The sequence below is a fragment of the Bartonella sp. LJL80 genome (genome assembly GCF_054871565.1).
Genome location: NZ_JBTXLM010000002.1, coordinates 191,484 through 213,259 on the forward strand (window position 1 = coordinate 191,484; position 21,776 = coordinate 213,259).

General features: G+C 50.0%; 20 protein-coding genes. 11 read left to right on the forward strand and 9 right to left on the reverse strand.

What is annotated here, in order from left to right; genetic code table 11:
* Nucleotides 1–747 (forward strand): TlyA family RNA methyltransferase, encoded by a 747-nt coding sequence (locus tag ACYSNS_RS05135; RefSeq protein WP_461722074.1) that lies wholly within the window; start codon nucleotides 1–3, stop codon nucleotides 745–747.
* Entirely contained in the window at nucleotides 744–1,997 is a 1,254-nt protein-coding gene (locus tag ACYSNS_RS05140; RefSeq protein WP_461722075.1) for a class I SAM-dependent RNA methyltransferase, read from the forward strand. The genes ACYSNS_RS05135 and ACYSNS_RS05140 overlap by 4 nt, the downstream gene beginning before the upstream one ends.
* Nucleotides 1,998–2,100: 103 nt before the next feature.
* On the opposite strand, the gene ACYSNS_RS05145 is transcribed toward ACYSNS_RS05140, so the two are convergent.
* From ACYSNS_RS05145 to ACYSNS_RS05160, 4 genes are all read right to left on the reverse strand, one after another.
* Complete coding sequence (locus ACYSNS_RS05145) at nucleotides 2,101–3,324, reverse strand: YeeE/YedE family protein (RefSeq protein ID WP_461722076.1); 1,224 nt, start codon at nucleotides 3,322–3,324, stop codon at nucleotides 2,101–2,103.
* 92 nt (nucleotides 3,325–3,416) lie between these two features.
* Nucleotides 3,417–4,217 (reverse strand): penicillin-binding transpeptidase domain-containing protein, encoded by an 801-nt coding sequence (locus tag ACYSNS_RS05150; RefSeq protein ID WP_461722077.1) that lies wholly within the window; start codon nucleotides 4,215–4,217, stop codon nucleotides 3,417–3,419.
* A 153-nt stretch (nucleotides 4,218–4,370) separates the two neighbouring features.
* Complete coding sequence (tldD, locus tag ACYSNS_RS05155) at nucleotides 4,371–5,783, reverse strand: metalloprotease TldD (protein WP_461722078.1); 1,413 nt, start codon at nucleotides 5,781–5,783, stop codon at nucleotides 4,371–4,373.
* 111 nt (nucleotides 5,784–5,894) lie between these two features.
* Nucleotides 5,895–6,386, reverse strand: a complete 492-nt coding sequence (locus ACYSNS_RS05160) for an invasion associated locus B family protein (protein WP_461722391.1) — start codon at nucleotides 6,384–6,386, stop codon at nucleotides 5,895–5,897.
* 350 nt (nucleotides 6,387–6,736) lie between these two features.
* Here ACYSNS_RS05160 and ACYSNS_RS05165 point away from each other — a divergent pair, with 350 nt between their 5' ends.
* The 6 genes from ACYSNS_RS05165 to rnhA all read left to right on the forward strand — a co-directional run bounded on the left by ACYSNS_RS05165 (nucleotide 6,737) and on the right by rnhA (nucleotide 12,023).
* Nucleotides 6,737–8,212: a cbb3-type cytochrome c oxidase subunit I gene (locus ACYSNS_RS05165; protein ID WP_461722079.1), complete on the forward strand. Its 1,476-nt coding sequence runs from the start codon at nucleotides 6,737–6,739 to the stop codon at nucleotides 8,210–8,212.
* Between the two features lie 226 nt (nucleotides 8,213–8,438).
* Nucleotides 8,439–9,383, forward strand: coding sequence for a heme o synthase (locus ACYSNS_RS05170; RefSeq protein WP_461722080.1), 945 nt, complete (start codon nucleotides 8,439–8,441; stop codon nucleotides 9,381–9,383).
* Between the two features lie 2 nt (nucleotides 9,384–9,385).
* A complete protein-coding gene (locus tag ACYSNS_RS05175; protein WP_461722081.1) occupies nucleotides 9,386–9,535 on the forward strand; it encodes a hypothetical protein in 150 nt (49 codons plus the stop codon).
* A gap of 24 nt (nucleotides 9,536–9,559) precedes the next feature.
* Nucleotides 9,560–10,615, forward strand: coding sequence for a 4-hydroxy-3-methylbut-2-enyl diphosphate reductase (gene ispH / locus ACYSNS_RS05180; protein ID WP_461722082.1), 1,056 nt, complete (start codon nucleotides 9,560–9,562; stop codon nucleotides 10,613–10,615).
* Nucleotides 10,615–11,574 (forward strand): homoserine kinase, encoded by a 960-nt coding sequence (locus tag ACYSNS_RS05185; RefSeq protein WP_461722083.1) that lies wholly within the window; start codon nucleotides 10,615–10,617, stop codon nucleotides 11,572–11,574. Before ispH ends, ACYSNS_RS05185 begins: the two co-directional genes overlap by 1 nt.
* Before the next feature lie 2 nt (nucleotides 11,575–11,576).
* Complete coding sequence (gene rnhA, locus ACYSNS_RS05190; protein WP_461722084.1) at nucleotides 11,577–12,023, forward strand: ribonuclease HI; 447 nt, start codon at nucleotides 11,577–11,579, stop codon at nucleotides 12,021–12,023.
* Between the two features lie 85 nt (nucleotides 12,024–12,108).
* On the opposite strand, the gene ACYSNS_RS05195 is transcribed toward rnhA, so the two are convergent.
* On the reverse strand, nucleotides 12,109–12,930 hold the full coding sequence (locus tag ACYSNS_RS05195) for a protein-disulfide reductase DsbD domain-containing protein (RefSeq protein ID WP_461722085.1): 822 nt from the start codon (nucleotides 12,928–12,930) through the stop codon (nucleotides 12,109–12,111).
* 119 nt (nucleotides 12,931–13,049) lie between these two features.
* Between ACYSNS_RS05195 and ACYSNS_RS05200 the strand changes: the two genes are divergently transcribed.
* On the forward strand, nucleotides 13,050–13,634 hold the full coding sequence (locus ACYSNS_RS05200) for a YqgE/AlgH family protein (protein WP_461722086.1): 585 nt from the start codon (nucleotides 13,050–13,052) through the stop codon (nucleotides 13,632–13,634).
* A gap of 205 nt (nucleotides 13,635–13,839) precedes the next feature.
* Here ACYSNS_RS05200 and ACYSNS_RS05205 read toward each other — a convergent pair whose 3' ends face one another.
* The 4 genes from ACYSNS_RS05205 to thrC all read right to left on the reverse strand — a co-directional run bounded on the left by ACYSNS_RS05205 (nucleotide 13,840) and on the right by thrC (nucleotide 20,140).
* Nucleotides 13,840–16,686 carry an EAL domain-containing protein gene (locus ACYSNS_RS05205; RefSeq protein WP_461722392.1) on the reverse strand — a complete coding sequence of 949 codons (2,847 nt, stop codon included), beginning with the start codon at nucleotides 16,684–16,686 and terminating at the stop codon, nucleotides 13,840–13,842.
* Between the two features lie 35 nt (nucleotides 16,687–16,721).
* Entirely contained in the window at nucleotides 16,722–17,351 is a 630-nt protein-coding gene (locus ACYSNS_RS05210; protein WP_461722087.1) for a GNAT family N-acetyltransferase, read from the reverse strand.
* 25 nt (nucleotides 17,352–17,376) lie between these two features.
* Nucleotides 17,377–18,660, reverse strand: coding sequence for a M16 family metallopeptidase (locus ACYSNS_RS05215; protein WP_461722088.1), 1,284 nt, complete (start codon nucleotides 18,658–18,660; stop codon nucleotides 17,377–17,379).
* A gap of 82 nt (nucleotides 18,661–18,742) precedes the next feature.
* The gene (gene thrC, locus ACYSNS_RS05220; protein WP_461722089.1) at nucleotides 18,743–20,140 is read right to left on the reverse strand and encodes a threonine synthase; all 1,398 of its coding nucleotides are present in this window, start codon (nucleotides 20,138–20,140) and stop codon (nucleotides 18,743–18,745) included.
* A gap of 192 nt (nucleotides 20,141–20,332) precedes the next feature.
* Between thrC and ACYSNS_RS05225 the strand changes: the two genes are divergently transcribed.
* Both ACYSNS_RS05225 and ACYSNS_RS05230 read left to right on the forward strand, forming a co-directional pair.
* Nucleotides 20,333–20,875 (forward strand): hypothetical protein, encoded by a 543-nt coding sequence (locus ACYSNS_RS05225; RefSeq protein ID WP_461722090.1) that lies wholly within the window; start codon nucleotides 20,333–20,335, stop codon nucleotides 20,873–20,875.
* A gap of 45 nt (nucleotides 20,876–20,920) precedes the next feature.
* Entirely contained in the window at nucleotides 20,921–21,772 is an 852-nt protein-coding gene (locus ACYSNS_RS05230; RefSeq protein WP_461722091.1) for a nitrilase-related carbon-nitrogen hydrolase, read from the forward strand.
* The last annotated feature ends 4 nt before the right edge of the window (nucleotides 21,773–21,776 follow it).

Consider the following 21,776-nt stretch of genomic DNA (forward strand, 5'->3'; position numbering starts at 1 on the left):
ATGGCTGAAAAACAAAGGCTGGATGTCTTGTTGGTGGAAAAGGGTTTTTTTCCCACACGTTCGCGGGCTCGTGATGCCATTGCGCGTAAGACGGTCACAGTTGATGGTCGCGGCATGGAAAAAGCCGGTCAGCTGATTGCACCGGATAGTGATATTATTGTTTCTGATCCGGCCCGCCACTATGTTTCCCGCGCCGCTTTAAAACTACTTGCGGCATTCGAAGGATTTCCGCTGCGCAGCCAATCCATTAACGCGCTGGATATTGGTGCGTCGACCGGTGGCTTCACTCAGGTTTTGTTGGAGCGTGGTGCGCAACACATATTTGCGGTGGATGTCGGGCATGGCCAATTGGACGTAAGCCTGTTGGGCAATTCGTCCATTACGCTTTATGAAGGACTGAATGCGCGCGATCTGCAGCAACAGCACCTCAATGGCCGGGCAATAGGCCTTGTTGTATCAGATGTCAGCTTCATATCCTTGAAACTGGCCTTGCCACCGGCATTGTCCTTAGCTGAAAAAGGGGCACAGGCCGTGCTGCTTGTAAAGCCACAGTTTGAAGCGGGGCGTGAGGCGATAGGTAAGGGGGGGCTGCTGAAAGACCCCACTATTGCGCAAGATATAGCGCAGGATCTGTTCAACTGGCTTAACGGGCAGGCAGGATGGCAGGCCGTGGGTCTTTTACCTTCACCGATTGAAGGCGGAGACGGCAACAAGGAATTTCTGCTTTTCGGAGAAAAAACGCAATGAATGAAGAAGTGGTCATTGACCATATCGGTGCAGCGGGTGATGGCGTAGCTAAAACCGCTCATGGCGCTGTATACGTGCCTTTTACTTTGCCGGGCGAAGTTGCAAACATTGCTTTGCAGGAAAATCGTGGGATGGTAATGGCATTGAAAAGCCGTTCGCCACAACGGGTTGATCCTGCATGCAGGCATTTCGAGGATTGTGGAGGCTGCGTATTACAACATTGGCAGGATGAATCTTACCAGCACTGGAAACGATCTCTGGTGGTCAGTGCCCTTTCGGGCCGCGGTTTGGAATGTGAAACAGACGCGCTTGTACCCTGCGACCGACAGACACGGCGGCGAATGACCTTGACAGCACGGGTGACGTCTAAGGGACAGATTGTCGGATTTAACCGATATTCGTCCCACGATATCGTTGCGATCAATGAATGCCCGGTCTCGAGACCGGAACTTGTGGACAAATTGCCCGATATGCGTTCGCTTTGCGCTATCATGGCTAATCATGCAAAGGAAATGCATATCACAGTGACCGTTGCAGAAAATGGTTTTGATGTTGCTTTGAATGGCTGCCTGGTACCCGATGATGCAGTACGTCAACGTCTCGTTACCGAAGGTTTGCGGCAAAAACTTACCCGTCTTTCTGTGGAAGGGGAAATCATCGTCGAACGGGAAAAACCGCGTATTCATTTTGGATCCGTGGCTGTCGAACTGGCGGCGGGCGGTTTTTTACAGGCCACGGCTCAGGCTGAAGCCTTGATGGCAGACACCATTATGGCGGGTCTGAAAAAGACCAAGAATGCTGCCGATCTATTTTCTGGAGCAGGCAGTTTTACATTCCGCATGGCGGAAAAGATGAATGTCCATGCTGTCGAAAGTGATGGTGATGCACTTGCAAGCCTTGATCGTGCCATGCGTCGGGCAACAGGGCTTAAAACCATTACCCATGAAAAGCGTGATCTCTTCCGGCGGCCTTTGACGGCAAAAGAGCTGGAACAATTTGACGGTGTGGTTTTTGATCCGCCGCGTGCTGGTGCGGAAGAGCAGGCACGGGAATTGGCGAAAACAACTGTAGCACGTGTGGTTGCAGTGTCATGCAATCCTGTCACATTGGCGCGTGATCTTTCTATCCTTGTCGATGGCGGCTATAAAATCGAAAAAACTGTGCCTATTGACCAGTTTTTATGGTCGCCGCATGTGGAAACAGTGGTTATCTTGACAAAGCGCAAGCCCAAGCCGGGCTGGCGCCTGTAGAGCATTTCACAAAATCCATGACGCGGGTTGCAATGAAAATGCAACAGTAAAAAGACTTGGAGCGCGTATTGAGGCAGGCGAATGTCGGACGCGCTCCAATTATTCAGCGTGTGGTTATCTTGGGCGCACTTTCGACATTCTTGAAAAAGATTGGTCGCAGGGCGACGCCCACACTGTTGCCGACAAAGGCCGCGATCACCCAAAGCCAGCCATGAAGACTTCCAGAGGCGATACCGGAGAAATAGGCACCGATATTGCATCCAAACGCAATGCGTGCGCCATAACCCAGCAACAGGCCGCCGATAATGGCGGCAAAAAACGAACCAAGCGGCATCCGCAAAGTCGGGGCAAACCGGCCGGCAAGGGCCGCGGCGAGCATGGCGCCGGCAATGATCCCGAAATCCATCACCGATGTGACATTGGCAAAGACGCTCGAAACAAGGTTTTTGGCATTTGCGGGATTTTGCCAAAATGTCCAACCGGACACATCATAGCCGACTAAACCACTGATTTTGGCCCCCCAAATTGGAAAAGCACCAGCAATGCTCCATGGCTTACCGGAAATGACCAGTGTTGCAAAATTAAGAAGCGCCAAGGCAACACCACCCCATATTAAAGGCCATGGCCCACGCAAAAAGCGTTCAAAGCCGGAGTGTGTGGTCACCTCTTCTTGCTCTAAAGAGCCATGTTTGCGCCGTTCTATTATAACCGTAAGATAGGCTATTGCCGCAAACATAAGGAGTGAAACAACAATACCGATGGGCACGCCGAGGCTTGTTATCAAGGATACAGGCGGCAATGCCGGCACTGACGACCAAAAAGGCGCATGCGCTGTGGAAATCAAGGCGCCGATAATGAAGAACAATAGCACGATGAGCATACGTGCATTGCCACCGCCAGTGGTAAAAAGTACGCCCGATGCACAACCTCCACCCAATTGCATCCCGATGCCAAACATGAAAGCACCGATGATGACAGATACGCTAAGAGGAGCCAGTGAGCCGGTTACCGGACGTCCGAAAATTTCACCCAAGCCCAATGCAGGAAAAAACAGCAGCACCGCGATGGCAAGCATCAACATCTGCACCCGTAAGCCACGGCCTCGTCCTTCGGATATGAATACACGCCACGCGGAGGTGAAGCCGAATGCTGCATGATAAAGCGTAACCCCAAGTGCCGCCCCGACAATCAGCAGCAAGCCTTGCTGCATTCCATAGGCTATGGACAGCCATAGGGCACCAACCAGGATAAAAACAGAACTAAGAATTTTGGGAAGAGTAAGATAAGCGGACAGCTTTCGGGGCTGACCAGACACGACCGTGTACATGGCAGTTCCTTTCAAAGAAAACGGAAATCCATGCTAGACGGTTGCTGCCGGCTTCGTCCAGAGCAATGCGCGTTTTTCAACAGATAGACGGATTATTCCGGTATTTTCGCAATAAATTCCGGTAGTTCTGCAACAAACTTTGCGCGTAGCAAGACACCTGTGACATCTTTGTTTGGACTGAGCTGTTCGCCGTAATTGACAAAGACAATCTTGCGGCCATTCTTTTCCATCCAGCCGACGAACCAGCCAATACGATGTGGCTGGCCATCTATAGGCGTCTTGTTATAGCCGGTTGCACCGGTTTTACCATATAGGGTCCAACCATCAACGGTCTCATCCAAACGAAGAATAGTCTCGAGGAAGCTCTGTTCTTGTGGGGTAGCGCTGAAGGCACCTGTTGCAACTCTCGACACAAACCGTGATTGTTCGAGCGGCGAGATCTGCAAAGTGCCGTTGAGCCATGCCCGCTCCAAGCCCTTTTCCCCTTTTTGATCGGAGATGTCCTCATTGCCATAGCTAAACTTTTTAAGATATGCCGTCACATTGGCCGTTCCCAATTGATTGGTCAACAGTTGCGAATACCAAACAACGGAATAGCGCATCCAGCTTTTGGGCGTTTGTGGACCTTTCCAGGCCTCAATCCAATCTGGATAACCGGGTTTATAATCCCATTCAGGCTCGTCAGGGCTTTTAAGTATGCCCGCATCATAACCCATAATAGCCAGCGGTATTTTGAAGGTCGAGGCGGCTGTTGCTCGCTTGCTGCAATCACCGGTCTGATAGAACGGCTCTGCTTTATCCGCATCTTTTAAAAGCACGCAATCGGCCAAACCTGCCGTCGAATAAAGGCAGATTAAAGCAAATAGTGGTAAGCTGAAAAAACGATGTCTCACTTCATGAACCTCAATCTTTGGTCTTCAGGCGCTTGTAATGGAAGAATAATAAAATTGGCTGCCGAAGGTTTCGACTTCGTGCAGGATGAAGCAAATAGGAAGCTTACAAACAACAGGCACAATCCATCCGCTCTGTCGTTTAAAACGAGCCGATCAAACGGCCGTCCCGCCAATCGTCATATCGTTCATCCTTAAATGCGGTTGACCGACACCTACAGGAACGCTTTGACCGGCTTTGCCACACATGCCGATACCATTATCCAATTTAGGATCGTTCCCGATCATCGAGATGCGCTTCATGGCATCGGGACCATTACCAATCAATGTTGCACCTTTGATCGGTGCGCCGATTTTACCGTTTTCGACGCGATAGGCTTCCGTACATTCAAAAACGAATTTGCCGGACGTTATGTCGACCTGTCCGCCACCGAATGAAACGGCATAGATACCGTTTTTCAAGGATTGCAAAATTTCTTCCGGCGTATGTTGGCCGCCCAACATCATCGTATTGGTCATACGCGGCATGGGCGCATGTGCGTAGGATTCACGTCGCCCGTTTCCCGTTGCTTCCATCCCCATAAGTCTGGCATTGAGACGGTCTTGCATGAAGCCGACCAATTTGCCGTCTTCAATGAGAATATTGCGACCAGACGGTGTACCTTCATCGTCGACAGTTAAAGAGCCACGCCGCTCTGCAATCGTTCCGTCATCCACAACCGTCACGCCGTTAGCGGCGACCTGTTGGCCGAGAAGACCTGCAAAGGCAGATGTTTTCTTACGGTTGAAGTCACCTTCCAACCCATGTCCGACAGCTTCGTGCAGCATGACGCCAGGCCAACCATTGGCCAGCACAACATCAAATGTACCGGCCGGTGCGGCTTCGGCTTCCAGATTAACCAAAGCCATGCGCAAAGCCTCGTCTGCAGCATAATGCCAATTCTCCGATGTGATGAAACGGTCAAAGGTTTGACGGCCGCCACAACCATAAAAGCCGTTTTCAAGCCGGTCACCTTTGGCGGCCACAACCGAAACCGATAGTCGAACCAGCGGTCTTGTGTCACGCACAAGGTGGCCGTCTGCCCGCAATATTTCTACATGTTGCAGCGAACCGGCAAGTGAAACAGTAACCTGCCTTACCGTGTCGTTTTTCTCGCGTATATAGCGATCAATCTTTTCCAACAGCGCGACTTTTTCTTCAAAAGCTGGCGCATCAAGCGGGTTGGTTTCTGCGTAAAGTTTGGTATTTGTGCCGCGCGGCGCAGCACTATAAGTGCCGGAATAGCCACTGGTAACGGCTTTCGCCGCATCACTCGCCCGTTTCAATGCGGCTGCCGACAACTCGCCTGCATGGGCATAACCGGTCGCTTCACCGGCCACTGCACGCAGACCAAAACCACTATCTTGATGGAAGGAACCGTTTTTGAGGCGGCCATTATCGAATAACAGGGATTCACTTTCACGATATTCAAGAAATAATTCGCCGTCATCGGCGTTCTTCAAGGTTTCTTGAACCTGTGATTGGACATCATGAGCGCCAATGTCGAATTGGTCGATAAGCGATTTCATTGCGGCCGTCCTATCCGTTATTTGAATTCGATCGAAACTGTCTATTTTGATCACCAAAACCAAAACCGGTTCGCGGGAACCGGTTCTGCTCGCTTTGATGTTGAGGACAGCTTATTCCGTTGGCAACGCGCCATAAGCGTCTTTAAGGCCATTGAGGTCAATGAGGCCGCCTACGCCTTCTTCGGGCGTCGTAAAGATGAAATAGGTTGCCATTTTACCGTTAAGGAAGGCCTTCAAGTCTTCATCTTTAAGAAATGCTTCTGCTACGCAGTTGTCACCCAGACAACGGCGATATTCCATCTTGCCCATATCTTTGTTGTCGATCTTAATGCCGACACCAAGCCGCAACTCAACCCGAATAGGCACGAACACCCGCATCAATGTGCCCTGATTTTTCGGCAGCTTATACAAAGTCACGCGAAAGGTGATGTCGGGGCGATCTTGCGCGCGTACATTTTGCACCACTTCGCACTGTATATTGGGAGTACCGGGTGGTAGTGAGCAAATTTTTGTCCATGCGCCAAATGTCTTGGGCGCGGGAACATCTTGCTGGTTTGCCGCTTGCGCCCATGCCCCGCTGAGGGTGAGAAACCCAAGCGACATGACAAAAGCGGACATAACGCACGCACGTTTGAAGAATTGACGAAGTACCATAAAAACTCCTGCTCGAATCATCATGACGTTATCGCGCTTGCGCCTTCATGAAAAGTAAACTTGTGGTTCCAAACTCAAGCTTTCACAGCTCAGATGGTCTTTGCCACATTTTATGTCACCAGAACATGGCAAAAACGCGGAGATTTGGCCAAGCTTTTGTGCGTCGCTGGCATTTGAGGCCGTTTGTCGCATTGTTTCGCATTGAAAATGTTGATAAAGCAACAGCCAAATAGCTTGTCTGCCGGGATGACAAACCGTGTCTTCGGCAGATTGGGCGCATCAAAATACTGGCAGAGCGAATGTCTGAACATATGAAAACCGGTTTTGTTTCATCATTGATCCAATGCGATAGTAAAGCAATCGGCACGCTTTATCTTGTGCTGGCTATTGTTGCAGGTGTTATCGGAGCCGCCTTCTCCATTATTCTTCGTTTGGCGATGAATGGTGTTGATATTGAATTTTTAAATGGTGCATCGTCTTCAGACCCGGCGTTCTTGTCGTTTGTCAATATGGCGCATGCTCTGATTCTGGTATTCTTCATGGTTATGCCGGCGCTTATTGGCGGTTTTGCCAATTGGTTTGTACCTTTGTTGATCGGTACGCAAAATGTTGCGTTTCCTCGCCTGAACATGCTGGCCTTCATTTTGCTGCCGCTGTCAATTTTAGCAGCCTTTTCAGCAATCTTTTCTATAGGGAATGCAAATGTTTTTGCGGCACTGCTGCTTGCCAGCATTTATCTAGGATCGGTTTCGTTTGTGCTGACTTTCGTCAATTTCATCGCAACGATCATCACGATGCGTGCGCCTGGCATGTCCCTTGCCCATATGCCGATTTTTGTCTGGTCGGTACTCATTTCGGCATTCTTAGGCGTTATGTCGGTTCCGGCCATGCTTGCAGCACTAACGCAGCTTGTATTTAGTGGCGATTTTGGCAATGCGGAACTGCCAATGATGGTTTGGTTTTTCAGTCACCCTGAAATTTACGTGCTTCTTTTGCCCGCTTTCGGCATTGTCAGCCAGATATTTACAACTTTTTGCAACCGTCCGTTATGGATGGAAAAAGCAGTGGTTGCGGCAATGGTTGCTATTGGCACCATTGGCTTCGTACTGTGGAGCAATGATCTGTTTCAGGTTCATAAACCGCAAGCCATGGAACGCTATTTCTATGTGGCCCTGCCTTTGATTGCACTTCCAACAGGCTTCATTCTGTTAAGCTGGTTCATGACTTTGATTAAAAGCCGCTTTACGTTTCAAACACCGATGCTTTGGTCCGCTGGCTTCTTCTTCACCGTTCTTATGGGCTTGGTATCTGCTTTGCAGCTTGCTTTTTCGACCAGTGGAGTCAATGGTTTTGATAGCTCGGCTTTTGTGGCTCATTTCCACTATATTCTCTCATTGGGCGCAGTCTTTGCCATATTTGCGGGCTGGTATTACTGGTTGCCGAAGATGACAGGATTTTCCTGTCGTGCAGCCACGGCCAAGCTCCATTTCTGGATGATGTTCGTCGGCGTGAATGCGATTTTCCTTCCTCAACATTTGCGCCAATTGATCGATGGGGCGGTTTCAGGAATGCCCTTCATGGTGGCAGTTTCAAGCATCGGTGCAATTCTTGCGGGTTCCTCCGTGCTGGTATTTCTCTATGGCGTGTGTGAAACATTTATCCGACGTCAGAAGGCAACGCGCTCTCCATGGGGCGAAGGTGCGCAGACTTTGGAATGGCAGTTGCCTTCCCCACCCGAACAAGCTTGGGTTCGTGTACCGCGTATTTCCAGATGACATTTCAGTGGCCATATCCTATGGTCGCCGAAATGGTCCGGATGTGATATGAAGGGCAATCTTTGTAAAAGCTCTGTTTCTTATCACGATACCGGATATGGAGTTTGCCACGGTGGGATATGCGTTCAGTGAAAATGTTGTGGCTCATAAAAAGTCGTTTAGCCATTCCAGATATCGGCAAGTTCCATTGGTCAAAATATGCCTGCGATAAAAAGGTCGGTCAATAATGTCATTATCAGAGCATGTATCTGAGCCCCGAAATATGCAGCAGCCATCAGAGGCCAATGCAAATGATTACATGTCGCTGTTAAAACCGCGCGTTATGTCGCTGGTTGTTTTTACGGCACTGGTCGGCATGCTTGTAGCCCCTGTCTCAATCAACCCGGTTTTAGGCTTCCTCGCGATCCTGTGTATTGCCGTTGGCGGCGGTGCGTCCGGCGCACTGAATATGTGGTATGATGCCGATATCGACGCAATTATGAAGCGTACACAGAAACGGCCTATTCCAGCTGGCAAGATCAGCGGCGGTGAAGTCCTCGTCTTCGGTTTGGTGCTTTCGGCGCTTTCAGTTCTGACGATGGGCATATTCATCAACTGGTTTTCCGCCGCATTTCTGGCTTTTACCATTTTCTTTTATGTCGTGATTTATACAATGTGGTTGAAGCGCTCGACGCCGCAAAACATTGTTATTGGCGGTGCGTCAGGCGCATTCCCTCCGATGATCGGATGGGCCGCCGCTACCGGTACAATCAGTTGGGAAAGCATTGTGCTGTTTCTCATCATCTTCATGTGGACACCTCCGCATTTTTGGGCGCTTTCGCTATTCACAACGACAGATTATGGCGCTGCACGCGTGCCGATGATGCCAAATGTGCGCGGCGAGCGGTCAACCAAAAACCAGATATTCGTTTATGCTGTCATCATGGCGATTTGCGGTATAGCACCGTATTTTATGGGATTTGCCGGTGTCACCTATGGGGTTGTGTCAACAGTTCTAGGCATCATTTTCGTCTACCGTTCTTTCCAGCTTTGGAAAACGCAAACCAAGGAACAAACGCTTCCTTTTGCAAAAAAACTGTTTTTCTTCTCGCTTTTCTACCTCACCGCTTTATTTGCTGTGCTTCTGGTCGAATCGCTGGCAGCGCGGCTGATGGCCTTCTGGGGTATGTAAAAATGGATGATAACAAGATCGACATAGAGCAGTTGACATTGAGTGAAAGCCAGAAATTGGCGCAACGTCACCGCGCCAAGGGGCTGGCAATCGCACTTTTTCTTTTTGTGCTTCTTGTATATGCGGCCACAATGGCGCATGTGAGTGCCTGATAACGCAGACTTCAAGGGATAGGTATGGCTTTAAGACCACCATTGACGATACGCCTTTGCGGGCCACGCGGCTTTTGCGCTGGCGTTGACCGTGCCATACAAATCGTCGTCTTGGCGCTGAAAAAATATGGTGCACCGGTCTATGTAAGACACGAAATTGTTCACAATCGCTATGTGGTTGAAGGTTTGCAAGCGCGCGGTGCTGTGTTTGTGGAAGAGCTGGAAGAAATTCCAGCGGAACATCGTGGGCAGCCGGTCGTATTTTCAGCCCATGGTGTACCAAAATCGGTGCCGGAAGAAGCGCGGCAACACAATCTCTTTTATCTTGATGCCACATGTCCGCTTGTTTCAAAAGTCCATAAACAGGCTATGCGTCATCAACGCCACGGTCGCCATGTGATATTGATCGGCCATTCCGGTCATCCTGAAGTGATTGGCACGATGGGGCAGGTCGATGAAGGTGCGGTAACGCTGATTGAAACGGTTGAAGATGCGCTGCATTATCAGCCGGAAGATCCACAAGCGTTGGGTTTTGTCACGCAGACGACCTTGTCGGTGGAGGATACGGCCGGTATCCTCGAGGTTCTACAGCGTCGTTTTCCCGATATGCAAGCACCAGCCGCAGAATCGATTTGCTATGCCACAACCAATCGTCAGGATGCGGTTAAGGCTGCTGCACCGGGAAGTGATCTTTTTCTTATCGTTGGTGCGCCAAATTCCTCTAATTCTCGTCGACTGGTGGAAGTGGCAGAACGCTTTGGGGCAAAAAAATCCCTGCTTGTCCAGCGTGCTGACGAAATCGATTTTGATAAGACCGGCCACCTGGATGTTGTCAGTCTTTCGGCGGGTGCGTCTGCACCGGAAATTATTGTTGATGAAATTATTGCCGCTTTCAAACAACGTTACGAAGTCACGATCGAGCTTGCTGAAACCACGGTAGAGCATGAGACATTTCTGGTTAATCGCGAATTGCGCGACGTGGTTTTGACGACGCGTGACATGGCATTCGTCAACGGGAATGGTGCTCCTGACGACAATGAAGATTTCAACATAGTCGACCTGATAGCGGAGCAAAGGTAATGGCTGTCTATACCGATATCAATGAAGATGAATTGGCAGCCTTGCTAGCAGCATACTCCATTGGCGGTTTGCTTTCTTACCGCGGTATTGCCGAAGGCGTCGAGAATTCCAACTTCATGCTGCATACGGAGCAAGGCAGTTTCATCCTGACTTTGTATGAAAAGCGAGTTGCGAAAGACGATTTGCCATTTTTTCTTGGTCTGATGCAGCATCTCAGTGCAAAAGGCATTGCATGCCCGCAACCTGTTCTGCGCAATGACGGTGCGATGATCGGTGAATTGGCTGGCAGACCGGCAGCAATAATTACTTTTCTTGAGGGAATGTGGATGCGCAAACCCAACGCGCAGCATTGCCGCGAGGTGGGAAAAGGTCTGGCCGCACTGCATGTCGCGGGTGAAGACTTTGGTATGAGCCGCAAAAACAGCCTGTCAGTTGATGCATGGCGACCTTTATGGATGAATAGTCGTGCGCGCGCTGACGAGCTTTCTGTCGGCATTACTGCTGAAATTGATCAGGAAATTGATTGTCTTGAACAAGAATGGCCTGTTACTCTGCCTCATGGTATCATCCATGCAGATCTCTTTAACGATAACGTGTTCTTTCTCAATGACCACCTATCTGGCATTATAGATTTTTATTTCGCCTGCAGCGATTCCTTTGCTTATGATCTTGCTATCTGCCTCAATGCCTGGTGTTTCGAGCGTGATTTTTCTTACAATCTCACGAAAGGGCAGGGGATGTTACGCCACTACCGTGCTGTACGCCCGTTAAATAGTGAAGAGGTTGCTGCGATTCCGCTTTTGGCTCGCGGAGCTGCATTACGCTTTTTCCTAACGCGCCTTTATGATTGGTTCAATACGCCGGCCAACAGCCTTGTCGTCAAAAAAGACCCGATGGAATATTGGCGCAAACTCAACTTTTTCCGTGATGTGCACTCACCTTCAGAAATCGGGCTTTAAACGTGCAAAAGACGGTAAAAACTATTGAAATTTATACCGATGGTGCTTGTTCGGGTAATCCGGGGCCTGGGGGGTGGGGCGCCATTTTACGTTGGAACGGGCATGAACGCGAGCTTTATGGCGGCGAGCCGGATACGACCAATAATCGTATGGAATTGATGGCAGCGATCAGCGCTTTAAACGCTTTGAAAGAGCCTTGCTCAGTCGACCTCTATACAGATTCGGTTTATGTGCGCGATGGGATATCGGGTTGGATAGAAGGTTGGAAGCGGAACAACTGGCGCACCGCTGCCAAAAAACCGGTAAAAAATGCGGAATTATGGCAGGCACTCGATTTAGCAAGGGCACGCCACGAGGTGCGCTGGCACTGGGTTAAAGGGCATGCAGGGCATCCTGAAAATGAACGCGCAGACGAATTGGCCCGCAAGGGTGTGGCCGAGAATCGTTAGTCACTACTGCTTATGAGCCAAAAGTTTGACGCTTGTAGTTTGAACCGCTCAAATGCTTCAGGTATTAAGTGCAAAGCTTCATGACCTATTTTGCATCACCGGCAAGCGTGAATTGACCGCGTAGGGCTCCTTCATTCGATACGGCTATGTAAGTTATTTGATGAGGCTGTTGGGAGATATCGAATAAGATATCAGATGTGAAGCTTGTCACATTTTTGCCCTGACTTACAAGCTTGGGTATGCCGATTTGCATATCGCCGCCATCAAGAAAGAGTTCGGAAATGGGCATAGCGGCAGGATGTTTGATTATCACCTCCAACGCCTTACCATTCCTTATAGCGCTCAACACCAGATCGTCGCCCGCTTTATGTGGCAAATTGCTTTTGGCGAGGGTTAAAAGAGAAGCCGGCTCCCAATCAAGTGAATTATTACCATCACTGAAAGAGAAATTGACATTGAATGGGATGCATATCTTTTCGCATATGCCTAACGTAAGCGAACCACTCAGCTTGCTTTGGCCTTGGGTTTTATCGAGAGTGAAAGGCAGAAGAACATTGTTTTTATAGCCTATCGACCAATCACTGCCGGTTTGAAAGAGGTGCGGTGTCGGATAATCAATGCTGTAGGAAACATTTTGGTCGAACGTGAAGAATGGTGCCATGCCTGAATTACCGGGGTTTTGCCAGTAGGTTTTCCATCCCGGTTTCAGATGGATCACAATCACGCCTTCTCGTGTATCGGATTGAACGCTCCTGTCTAAAGCAATACGAACACGCCCGCCTTCCATTTCATGCCAAGCGGTCGCCACCAAATCGTCGCTCACCTCTGATCCAGCATTTGCAAATGGTGATACAATCATTGCAAAAAATGTCCAAAAACATAGCGATACAAAACGTTGCACTGTCATTCATCCTTGCCGGTCTTTTGCAATAAGCTGTTTTAAGACTTTTTCGACGAAAGTCCTATTTTCTTCTTGCACTTCGTTTATTCACGTTTAACCTTCTGTTTATGGAAAAAATGAGAGCGATGAAAAAACGTGATGGATTTTTAAACGGACATTTGCTTATCGCAATGCCGGGTATGGGCGATGAACGTTTCAACCGCACTGTTATTTATATCTGTGCCCATTCAGATGAAGGGGCCATGGGATTGGTACTCAATCAACGACAGGATATGGCGTTCCCCGATTTGCTTGTTCAATTGGGCATTATCAATCAAACACAGGCCATTCACCTTCCCGAGCCTGCAAAACTATTTCCCGTGCGCAATGGCGGTCCTGTGGATCGATCGCGCGGTTTTGTTCTCCATTCCGACGATTACGCGTGTAAAGACACAATACCCGTTACCGATAAAATCTGTTTGACCTCTACAACCGATATTTTAAAAGCAATCAGCATGGGTAGAGGCCCGCACCAAGCCATCATGGCGCTTGGTTATGCCGGTTGGGCTGGTGGACAACTTGAATCTGAAGTGGCCGCAAATGGCTGGCTGACAAGTCCCGTCGACCCGGATTTTCTGTTTACGGGTGATCTTGATCACCAGTATGAGCAAAGTCTGAAACGCATGGGCATTGACCCTACCTTTCTCGTCGCACAAGCCGGACATGCTTAAACAGACCTGATGCCGATCAGTATGACATGCACGGAATGACAAAGGCCTTTAGACGGAGGTTTTTCGTGCGATTAATATAGGCCGCAGCGCTGCTTGCAATCCTTAAAAAAACGCTGTGACCAATCGTTTAACCTATCGCGTTACGCCCATAAGCTGCGTCAGGATCAATGTTATCTGTCAGAGACTAAGCCATGTGAACAGTATTCTATCCGTAAGCCTTGGCTGTAGGATGCTTCATCACCAGAGTTATCAGGTCTTCTATGCCGACGGGTTCCGTGAAAACGATACTCTGTACGAATTCGCAGCCCTCATCTCTCAACAGAACGGCTTCTGTTTCCGTCTCGACACCTTCTGCAATCACTTTCAGCTCTAGATCGTGGGCCATACTGATGATGGATTTCAAGACGACTTTTTTCTTCGCGCTATCGACAGTCAAAAGTGAACGGTCAAGCTTGATCATGTCAAAGGGATAACGCACCAAGAACGCGAGAGAAGAATATCCCGTACCAAAATTATCCAAGGCCAGCCCAATCCCCAATGCTTTGATTTTTTCCAAGAGATTGGCCGACTGCTCAGGGTTTTCGATCAGGATGGCTTCTGACATCTCCAGCATCAAACGCCCTTTATTGATCGGGTTACGTACCAGTATGGAGCGCAACTCATTGACGAAATCTTGATGCACCATTTCAGCACTCGGCAAGTTGACCGATACGAAGAATGATTGCTTTGGGAAACGCTCCTGAATATGAGACAGGTCGCTAATGACACTCGTCATGGCAAACTGCGCCAGTGCCATAACCATATGTTCGCTTTCGGCAGCGTCGATAAAGTCGGGTGCGGCCAAATTGCCGTGCCGCGGATGGTGCCATTCCAGCATCGCTTCAAAGCCGACAATTTGACCGTCATTGAGGTCGAGAACAGGATGGTAAAGGACTTTGATTTCATTGCGCTGCAATGCGTAACGGATATCGTTGCTCATGCTGTTTCGTTCAAGACCGAGCGAACGGAAATTCGGCCTGAATGGCTCGATTCTGTTTCCGCCGGTTTTCTTGGCGTGGACCATTGCAAGCTCTGCATCGCTGAGAATATCTTCAGCATTCGAGCTGCCTTCCGTCCATGTCATAAGACCGATGGAAGCAGAAAGCTTTATTTCACGCTGCGAAAATAGAATAGGCGCTGCGACTGTTTTTTGTAACAGTTCGGCAAAGGCCGCGATTCTTGCCGGTTCAATCTGGCTTGTCAAAACAATGGCAAAACGGTCGGCAGATAGTCGCGATAGTGTATCTTGCGGAGTGATAAGGCGGCCAAGACGACGCGCAATGGTCAGCAGGAATGTATCACCCACCGACATACCGAATTGGTGATTAATGTCGCGGAAACCATCAAAATCAATAACAAAAACTGTGGGGCGAACCTGTTTGGCAGCCAGTGCCAGATTAACGTAATTCTGTAACCGGTCGAGAAAAAGCTGTTGGTTGGGTAGACCTGTCAGATTGTCGTGGATTGAATCCTGCAACAACCGTTCTTCAGCCTTTTTATGATCGGTAATATTAACGAGGGTTCCAACAACCCGAACAATTTCAGCGTCAGAGCCGATGACGGGTCGGGCACGCAGGGAGAACCAATGATAGTGGCCGTCGCCAGAACGTAGGCGGAAAATTTGGTCGATACGTCCCTTTCTCGTGTCGAGAATGATGTCAAGCACGGCACGGAAGCGGTCGCGGTCGTCACTGTGTAATACGCTAATCCAGTTTCGGATGGTGCCATTCAATTGGCTCGCGGCGGAACCAAGATAAGCGGTCAAATCAGGATTGACCACCACACGGTCGCGGCGAACATCCCAATCCCACACGACATCACCCGCTCCCATGACTGCTAATGCCTGCCGTTCCAAATCCGAGAACAGGCCTTGATGGAAGGCACCGGCCGAAAAAGCATGTTGCATGACAGTAAAGGCGATCAACAATACGATGAGTACCAGCCCTCCCGCCAGCGCAGGTTGCACAATATCATTATCAAGCTGGCCGGTGACACAGACATAGGCACCACAGAGCCAGAAGATGATGAGCAGCCATGTCGGTATCAGCATAATGGCGCGGTCATATCCACGAATGGAAAGATAACCGATAAGCAAGACACCGAGGACCGCTGTCAGGCCGAAGGATAGACGGGCAATGCCAGCCGCGCGCGTCGGGTCGTAGATGGCAAACGCACCAAGCCCGCAAAGCGCGATAATCCATGCTATCGCGCCATAGCTGAAATGATAATGCCAGCGGTTGAGATGCAGATAGGTAAAGAGAAAAATAAAGAGCGAGGCCGCAAGTGCGACTTCCGTTCCAGCGCGCCAGATCGGTTCTGTGCCCGGTGCGATGACGAAAAGCTTGTTGAGAAAGTTGAAGTCGATACCGATATAGGCAAGAACAGCCCATGCAACCGCCGCGGTAGCCGGAAACAGACCCGTGCCACGCACAACAAACAGGATGCTGAGAAGTAGTGCCAGAAGTCCCGAAATGCCCAGCAATATGCCGTGATAAAGGGTATAGGCGTTGATCGTATCCTTATAGGCTTCCGGTTCCCAAAGATATACCTGTGGCAGATTGGGCGAACCCAATTCGGCGACGAATGTGATGACGGCACCCGGATTGATGGTGATACGGAAAACATCGGAATCGGGGCTGGCCTGCCGGTCAAGTGCAAAGCCTTCACTCGGCGTGATTGATTGGATACGCACCGAGCCAAGATCCGGCCACAATAATCCGGAACCAGCCATACGATAATGCGGGGCGACGATAAGGCGATCAATCTGGTCATCGGTGGGATTGGCAATTGCAAAGACCGCCCAATTGCTTTGACCACGCTCGCCATTGCCCTGAACCTCAATACGGCGAACGATGCCATCCGGCCCCGGCGCGGTAGATGTCTGAAAAGTATTGCCCTGACTTTGGTGGATTTCCACCGCACGCGACAGGTCAAGCGCTGTATCTTGTGAAGATATTGCAACCGGTTCAATGGCCAGCGCCGGCATGGCCAGGCAGATAAGCCCCCATACCATAAAAACGATTACGCCGACGACCTTACCAAAACTCTTCACAACGCCTCACTTTCACCTGCCTGGATTGGCCATTCGGTTTCCAGCAGGGCATAGAGAACATGATCCTGCCATTCACCATGTATTTTAACATAGGCCTTTAAAAGTCCTTCTTTGGAAAAGCCACATTTTTCCAAAAGACGAATGGACCGCATATTTGTCGGAATAGAGGCAGCTTCCAGCCGATGCAACTTTAACTGTTGAAAGGCAAAATCGACCATCAATTCCAGACTGTCACGCATAAAACCCTGTCCGGCAAACTTTTCTCCACACCAATAGCCGATCTGTCCGCTTTGCACGACACCCCGACGGATGTTTCCCAAGCTTATTCCACCGATAAGATCATCAGTTTTGCTGTCAAAAGTGAAAAAAACATAATATTGACCGGTACGCCGACCTTCCATATAGCGCTCCAAATGCGCCTTGTAACGGTCTAAAGTGTGGGCGTCGCTTGGCCAAAGCGGCTCCCATGGTTCCAGAAATGCGCGACTTTGCGTGCGCAGCTTTGCCCATTCAATGTAATCATCCAGCAGGGGAAAGCGCAGATAGACCCGCTCCGTCTGCAAACTCGGAACCACATAGTTTTTTCGCGGTTCTTGCGGCTGCCGCCGGAAGGGCATTCTGAACATGCCGTTTCCTTTCTGCATTCACCGTTTAAAAACGCCGTCCGGTGCCAGAAGATAAGGCCGAAACCAAATCATCAAAGCCCATGAGTGGCCCGACGGGACCAACGGCAGTCAGTGTCGGTTTTGAATCGACAAACAAGCGCTCCGCCAAATCGGAAAGACGTTCAGGTGTGATCAATGACAACCGCTCCATCATCTCCGAAGTTGGAATAGGGCGGCCATAAAGCAGCATTTGCCGTGCTATCAAATGAGCTCGGCTCGACGGGCTTTCCCGCGACATCATCAAGTTGGCGCGATATTGTGCGCGCGCTCGGTCAAGCTCGGTGATATCGATTTTTTCGCTGGCTTTATAGAGCTCTTCCAGCACCACCGGAATGAGCTCTTCCAAACCATCCTGGCCGGTAGCAGCATGAACGCCAAACAGACCTGTATCGGAAAATCCCCAATGAAAGGCATAAATTGAATAACAAAGGCCACGCTTTTCCCGTACTTCTTGAAAAAGACGAGATGACATTCCGCCACCCAGAATAATCGAAAGAAGCTGAGAGGCATAAAAGTCGCGCATATGATACGCCCGCCCTTCGAAGCCTAATAGGACTTGCGCATCCATCAAATCACGATATTCGCGAAAATCTCCACCGACATAATTGGCCAGATCGGCCAAGGGTGCAGTTGAATGGGCACGAAATGTTCCAAGCCGACTTTCAATCTCACGCAGGAATGCATCGTGCTCTACTGCACCGGCCGCAACGATGATCATCCGGTCAGCGCTGTAGTGCTCGTTCAGAAAGCCGCGCAAATCGGCAGACGTAAAAGACTGTACCGTTTCCGGTGTGCCGAGGATCGGGCGACCAATGGTCTGGTGGCGAAAGGCTGTTTCGGTAAAATGATCGAAAACCACATCGTCAGGAACATCATGGGCTGCGCCGATTTCCTGTAGCACGACTTGCTTTTCCCGTTCGAGTTCATCCTCGTCGAAACGAGATGAGGTCATGATGTCTGCGAGAATATCGACAGCCAAAGGCATGTCATCTTTCAGAACACGTGCAAAATAGGCAGTGGTCTCCACGCTTGTTGCCGCATTGATTTCCCCACCGACATCTTCAATATCGGTGGCGATTTTATACGCAGTGCGGTTTTCCGTCCCCTTGAAGGCCATGTGCTCTAGCAGATGCGCCATGCCGTGCTGTTCAAAACGCTCATTGCGCGAACCGGACTTGACCCAGATGCCAAGTGCCACACTCTCGATCTGCGGCATGGTATGTGTGACGATAGTCAAACCATTACTCAAGCGGCTGATATCTACACCCATACTTCTATGACTCCTTTGTCTAACCCAATTGCTTCAGAAAACCATATTGCAGCGCATCTGTCTTTATAAAATGCGGCCAAGGTTAACAGGATGCACGCGATTTTGAAGAAATATAATCTTTGACGGCTTTTTCATCATTGGCAAGCACCTGAAAGCGTTCTTCTCGCTCCATAAGGCCGCCGAGCCATAGGGGAAGCTCCGGCTTGATGCCGCAGGCATCCTCGACCGCTTCCGGAAATTTTGCCGGATGGGCGGTTGCAAGCGTAATCATCGGTATATTGGCTTCCATATGCTCTCGCCCGACTTTGACAGCAATGGCCGTATGTGGATCGGCAAGGTAGCCGCTTTCTTTATAGAGCATGTTGATCATCTGTGCAGTCTCATTTTGCGTACTGCTTCCTGCCGCAAACAGGGCGCGGATGTGCTCCAGACGCTTTTCATCGACAGTAAATTGCCCCGATTGCTTGAGGTTTTCCATGGCATTACGGATCCACACCGGATCACGATCCCCGGTTTCAAACAACAGGCGTTCGAAATTGGATGAAACCTGAATATCCATGGATGGTGATGTTGTATGGATAATCGAGCGGGTTTCATAGACGCCCGTTTCCAGTGTGCGCGCCAATATGTCGTTATCATTCGTAGCTATGACCAGCCGTGCAATGGGTAAGCCCATTCGTGAGGCAACGAAGCCTGCGAAGATATCACCAAAATTGCCCGTGGGTACCGTGAAAGAAACAGCACGGTCAGGTGCGCCCAAAGAAATAGCAGTGGTAAAATAGTAGACGATCTGCGCCATAATGCGCGCCCAATTGATGGAATTGACGCCGGAAAGCGCCATACGGTCGCGAAAATTATGATCGTTGAACATGGCTTTGACCAATGCCTGACAATCATCAAAATTGCCTTCGATAGCCAAGGCATGGACATTGGCACTATGATTGCTTGTCATTTGGCGCTGTTGGACGGGCGAGACGCGGCCTTTTGGAAAAAGAATGAAAATATCACTGCGCTCACGACCGGCAAATGCCTCAATGGCGGCGCCGCCTGTATCACCCGATGTCGCGCCGATAACGGTAGCGCGCTGGTCTTTTTGGATCAATATATAGTCCATAAGGCGGCCTAAAAGCTGCATGGCAACATCTTTGAATGCCAATGTCGGGCCGTGGAACAACTCCATAATGAATTCATTTGGCCCTGTCTGCACCAAGGGGCAGGTGGCCGGATGACGAACACCTGCATAGGCTTCGTCAATCATATGTTCAAAAGCGGCGCGTTCAATATCACCTTCGGCAAAAGGCCAGAGGATTGTTTTGGCTATTGCAGCATAAGACTTGCCGCGCAAAGCCCGCAAGGCACCGGGAGAAAATTGCGGAAAATTGGCTGGAAGATACAGTCCGCCATCGCGCGCTAGTCCTGCCATAACCGTGTCCGAAAAGCCAAGAACCGGTGCATTCCCCCGTGTGCTGATATATTCCATTCAAAAACTCCTCGGCATTGGCTGCGGAAAATACTTAGATTTTCCGTCATTTTGACACTTTTGACGGCGATTTAATCGTCCTGTAATGAAAGCGGGCTTGCTAAATCTTGCAAAAAGCGAGAAAACAGCGGCGCGCTGAATTTATCAAGCGTTGATATAGAACAGGTTTACCACTCGAGGGAAGTCCACTTCATGGATAAAAAATCGATTTCGCGTTTTTCATTGGGTTTAGGCCTTTTTGTTGCTGCCGCAGCCGTATTGTCAGGCTGTGCCAATAAGGGGGCAGTGAAGCAACCGGTCGAGCCGCAAATTACCGAAGCACAATTGCGTGCCTATTGCCCTCTCGTTACATTGCGTGACGGTACCTCTTTCTACAATACGTATGATCGCGGTGGTAAAGATGATCCGACAAAGGTGATCTATCAGGCCGCAATCAGTGACGTGACACGTTCTTGCGATACGTCCGACACGACACTGACGATGAAAGTGGCAGCCGCTGGCCGCGTTGTTCCAGGCCCGATGTTCAAAGCCGGTACGATTACTATGCCAATCCGCGTCGTTATCATACAGGGCGACAGTGTGGTTTATTCCAAGTTGCATAAATATCCTGTCAAAATCAGCAACGGTTCTGAAGCAACCCAATTTATCTTCGTAGACGATCAGATTTCATTGCCGAAGCCAACATCGAAGAATATTCGCATCTATGTCGGCTATGATGAAGGCGCCCGGAAGTAACCAGAGATTGCGCCATCGCAACGATCTTACGATGGCCATTTGTGCTTGAAAGGCCGTCTGCTTGCCTGTCTGCAGCAGAATGATGGTGTTGACCGGCGCGGTCATTGCAACGACAAGGGGGATTCCATGGCGTGTGTAAAAATTGCCCTGGGGCAAATGCGAAGCGGGATTGATAAGAAAGCCAATATAGAGCAGGCATTGCGCATGGCAGCCGCGGCACAAGCTGCCGGCGCTAAAATCCTTGTCCTGCCTGAAGCTGCCCAGGTGTCCTTTGCCGCTGATCTTCCCTTGCAGGCTGAACCGCTGGATGGAGCTTTCGCATCCGCCATGCGGCAGGCTGCCATTGATGGCGATCTGCTTATTATTGCTGGCATGTTTCAACCAGCTGCCAATCAGCGGGTTAAAAATACCGTATTGCTTTTCGGGCATGGCGTTGAAGACACATACAACAAGGTTCATTTGTTTGATGCTTTCGGTGCCCGCGAATCAGATACGGTGGAAGCCGGCGACCACTATGTCGTTGTCAAAACGCCTTTCGGAACTATCGGCATTGCAACGTGTTTTGACCTGCGCTTCAGTGAGCAGTTTTCCACGCTGGCGAAAAGAGGGGCAGAGATCATTGCCGTGTGTGCTTCGTGGGGCGATGGGCCAGCTAAAGCTGAGCAATGGGATTTGTTGACAAGGGCCCGCGCTGCTGACGCCCAGTGCTGGGTTTTGGCATGCGGTCAGGCATGGCAGCCTCCGCAAGGAACGGCACCGTTAGGTATTGGACGTAGCGCGGTGATAGATCCGACCGGTATGGTGCGGGCACAGGCTGCCGCCGCACCGGAATTGTTGATAAGCGAGATAGACCTTTCTTTGGTACAAGAAATCCGCGCCCGCATTCCTATACTATGACATC

Bases quoted from the DNA above. Each gene is read 5' to 3' on its own strand.
- ACYSNS_RS05225 (WP_461722090.1), top strand. From the start codon at position 20,333: ATGGATAAAAAATCGATTTCGCGTTTTTCATTGGGTTTAGGCCTTTTT.
- ACYSNS_RS05200 (WP_461722086.1), top strand. From the start codon at position 13,050: ATGAAAAAACGTGATGGATTTTTAAACGGACATTTGCTTATCGCAATG.
- ACYSNS_RS05145 (WP_461722076.1), bottom strand. From the start codon at position 3,324: ATGTACACGGTCGTGTCTGGTCAGCCCCGAAAGCTGTCCGCTTATCTT.
- tldD (WP_461722078.1), bottom strand. From the start codon at position 5,783: ATGAAATCGCTTATCGACCAATTCGACATTGGCGCTCATGATGTCCAA.
- ACYSNS_RS05170 (WP_461722080.1), top strand. From the start codon at position 8,439: ATGTCATTATCAGAGCATGTATCTGAGCCCCGAAATATGCAGCAGCCA.
- ispH (WP_461722082.1), top strand. From the start codon at position 9,560: ATGGCTTTAAGACCACCATTGACGATACGCCTTTGCGGGCCACGCGGC.
- ACYSNS_RS05195 (WP_461722085.1), bottom strand. From the start codon at position 12,930: ATGACAGTGCAACGTTTTGTATCGCTATGTTTTTGGACATTTTTTGCA.
- ACYSNS_RS05175 (WP_461722081.1), top strand. From the start codon at position 9,386: ATGGATGATAACAAGATCGACATAGAGCAGTTGACATTGAGTGAAAGC.
- ACYSNS_RS05160 (WP_461722391.1), bottom strand. From the start codon at position 6,386: ATGTCGCTTGGGTTTCTCACCCTCAGCGGGGCATGGGCGCAAGCGGCA.
- ACYSNS_RS05210 (WP_461722087.1), bottom strand. From the start codon at position 17,351: ATGTTCAGAATGCCCTTCCGGCGGCAGCCGCAAGAACCGCGAAAAAAC.
- ACYSNS_RS05135 (WP_461722074.1), top strand. From the start codon at position 1: ATGGCTGAAAAACAAAGGCTGGATGTCTTGTTGGTGGAAAAGGGTTTT.
- ACYSNS_RS05185 (WP_461722083.1), top strand. From the start codon at position 10,615: ATGGCTGTCTATACCGATATCAATGAAGATGAATTGGCAGCCTTGCTA.
- ACYSNS_RS05205 (WP_461722392.1), bottom strand. From the start codon at position 16,686: ATGGTATGGGGGCTTATCTGCCTGGCCATGCCGGCGCTGGCCATTGAA.
- thrC (WP_461722089.1), bottom strand. From the start codon at position 20,140: ATGGAATATATCAGCACACGGGGGAATGCACCGGTTCTTGGCTTTTCG.
- ACYSNS_RS05165 (WP_461722079.1), top strand. From the start codon at position 6,737: ATGTCTGAACATATGAAAACCGGTTTTGTTTCATCATTGATCCAATGC.
- ACYSNS_RS05215 (WP_461722088.1), bottom strand. From the start codon at position 18,660: ATGGGTGTAGATATCAGCCGCTTGAGTAATGGTTTGACTATCGTCACA.
- ACYSNS_RS05140 (WP_461722075.1), top strand. From the start codon at position 744: ATGAATGAAGAAGTGGTCATTGACCATATCGGTGCAGCGGGTGATGGC.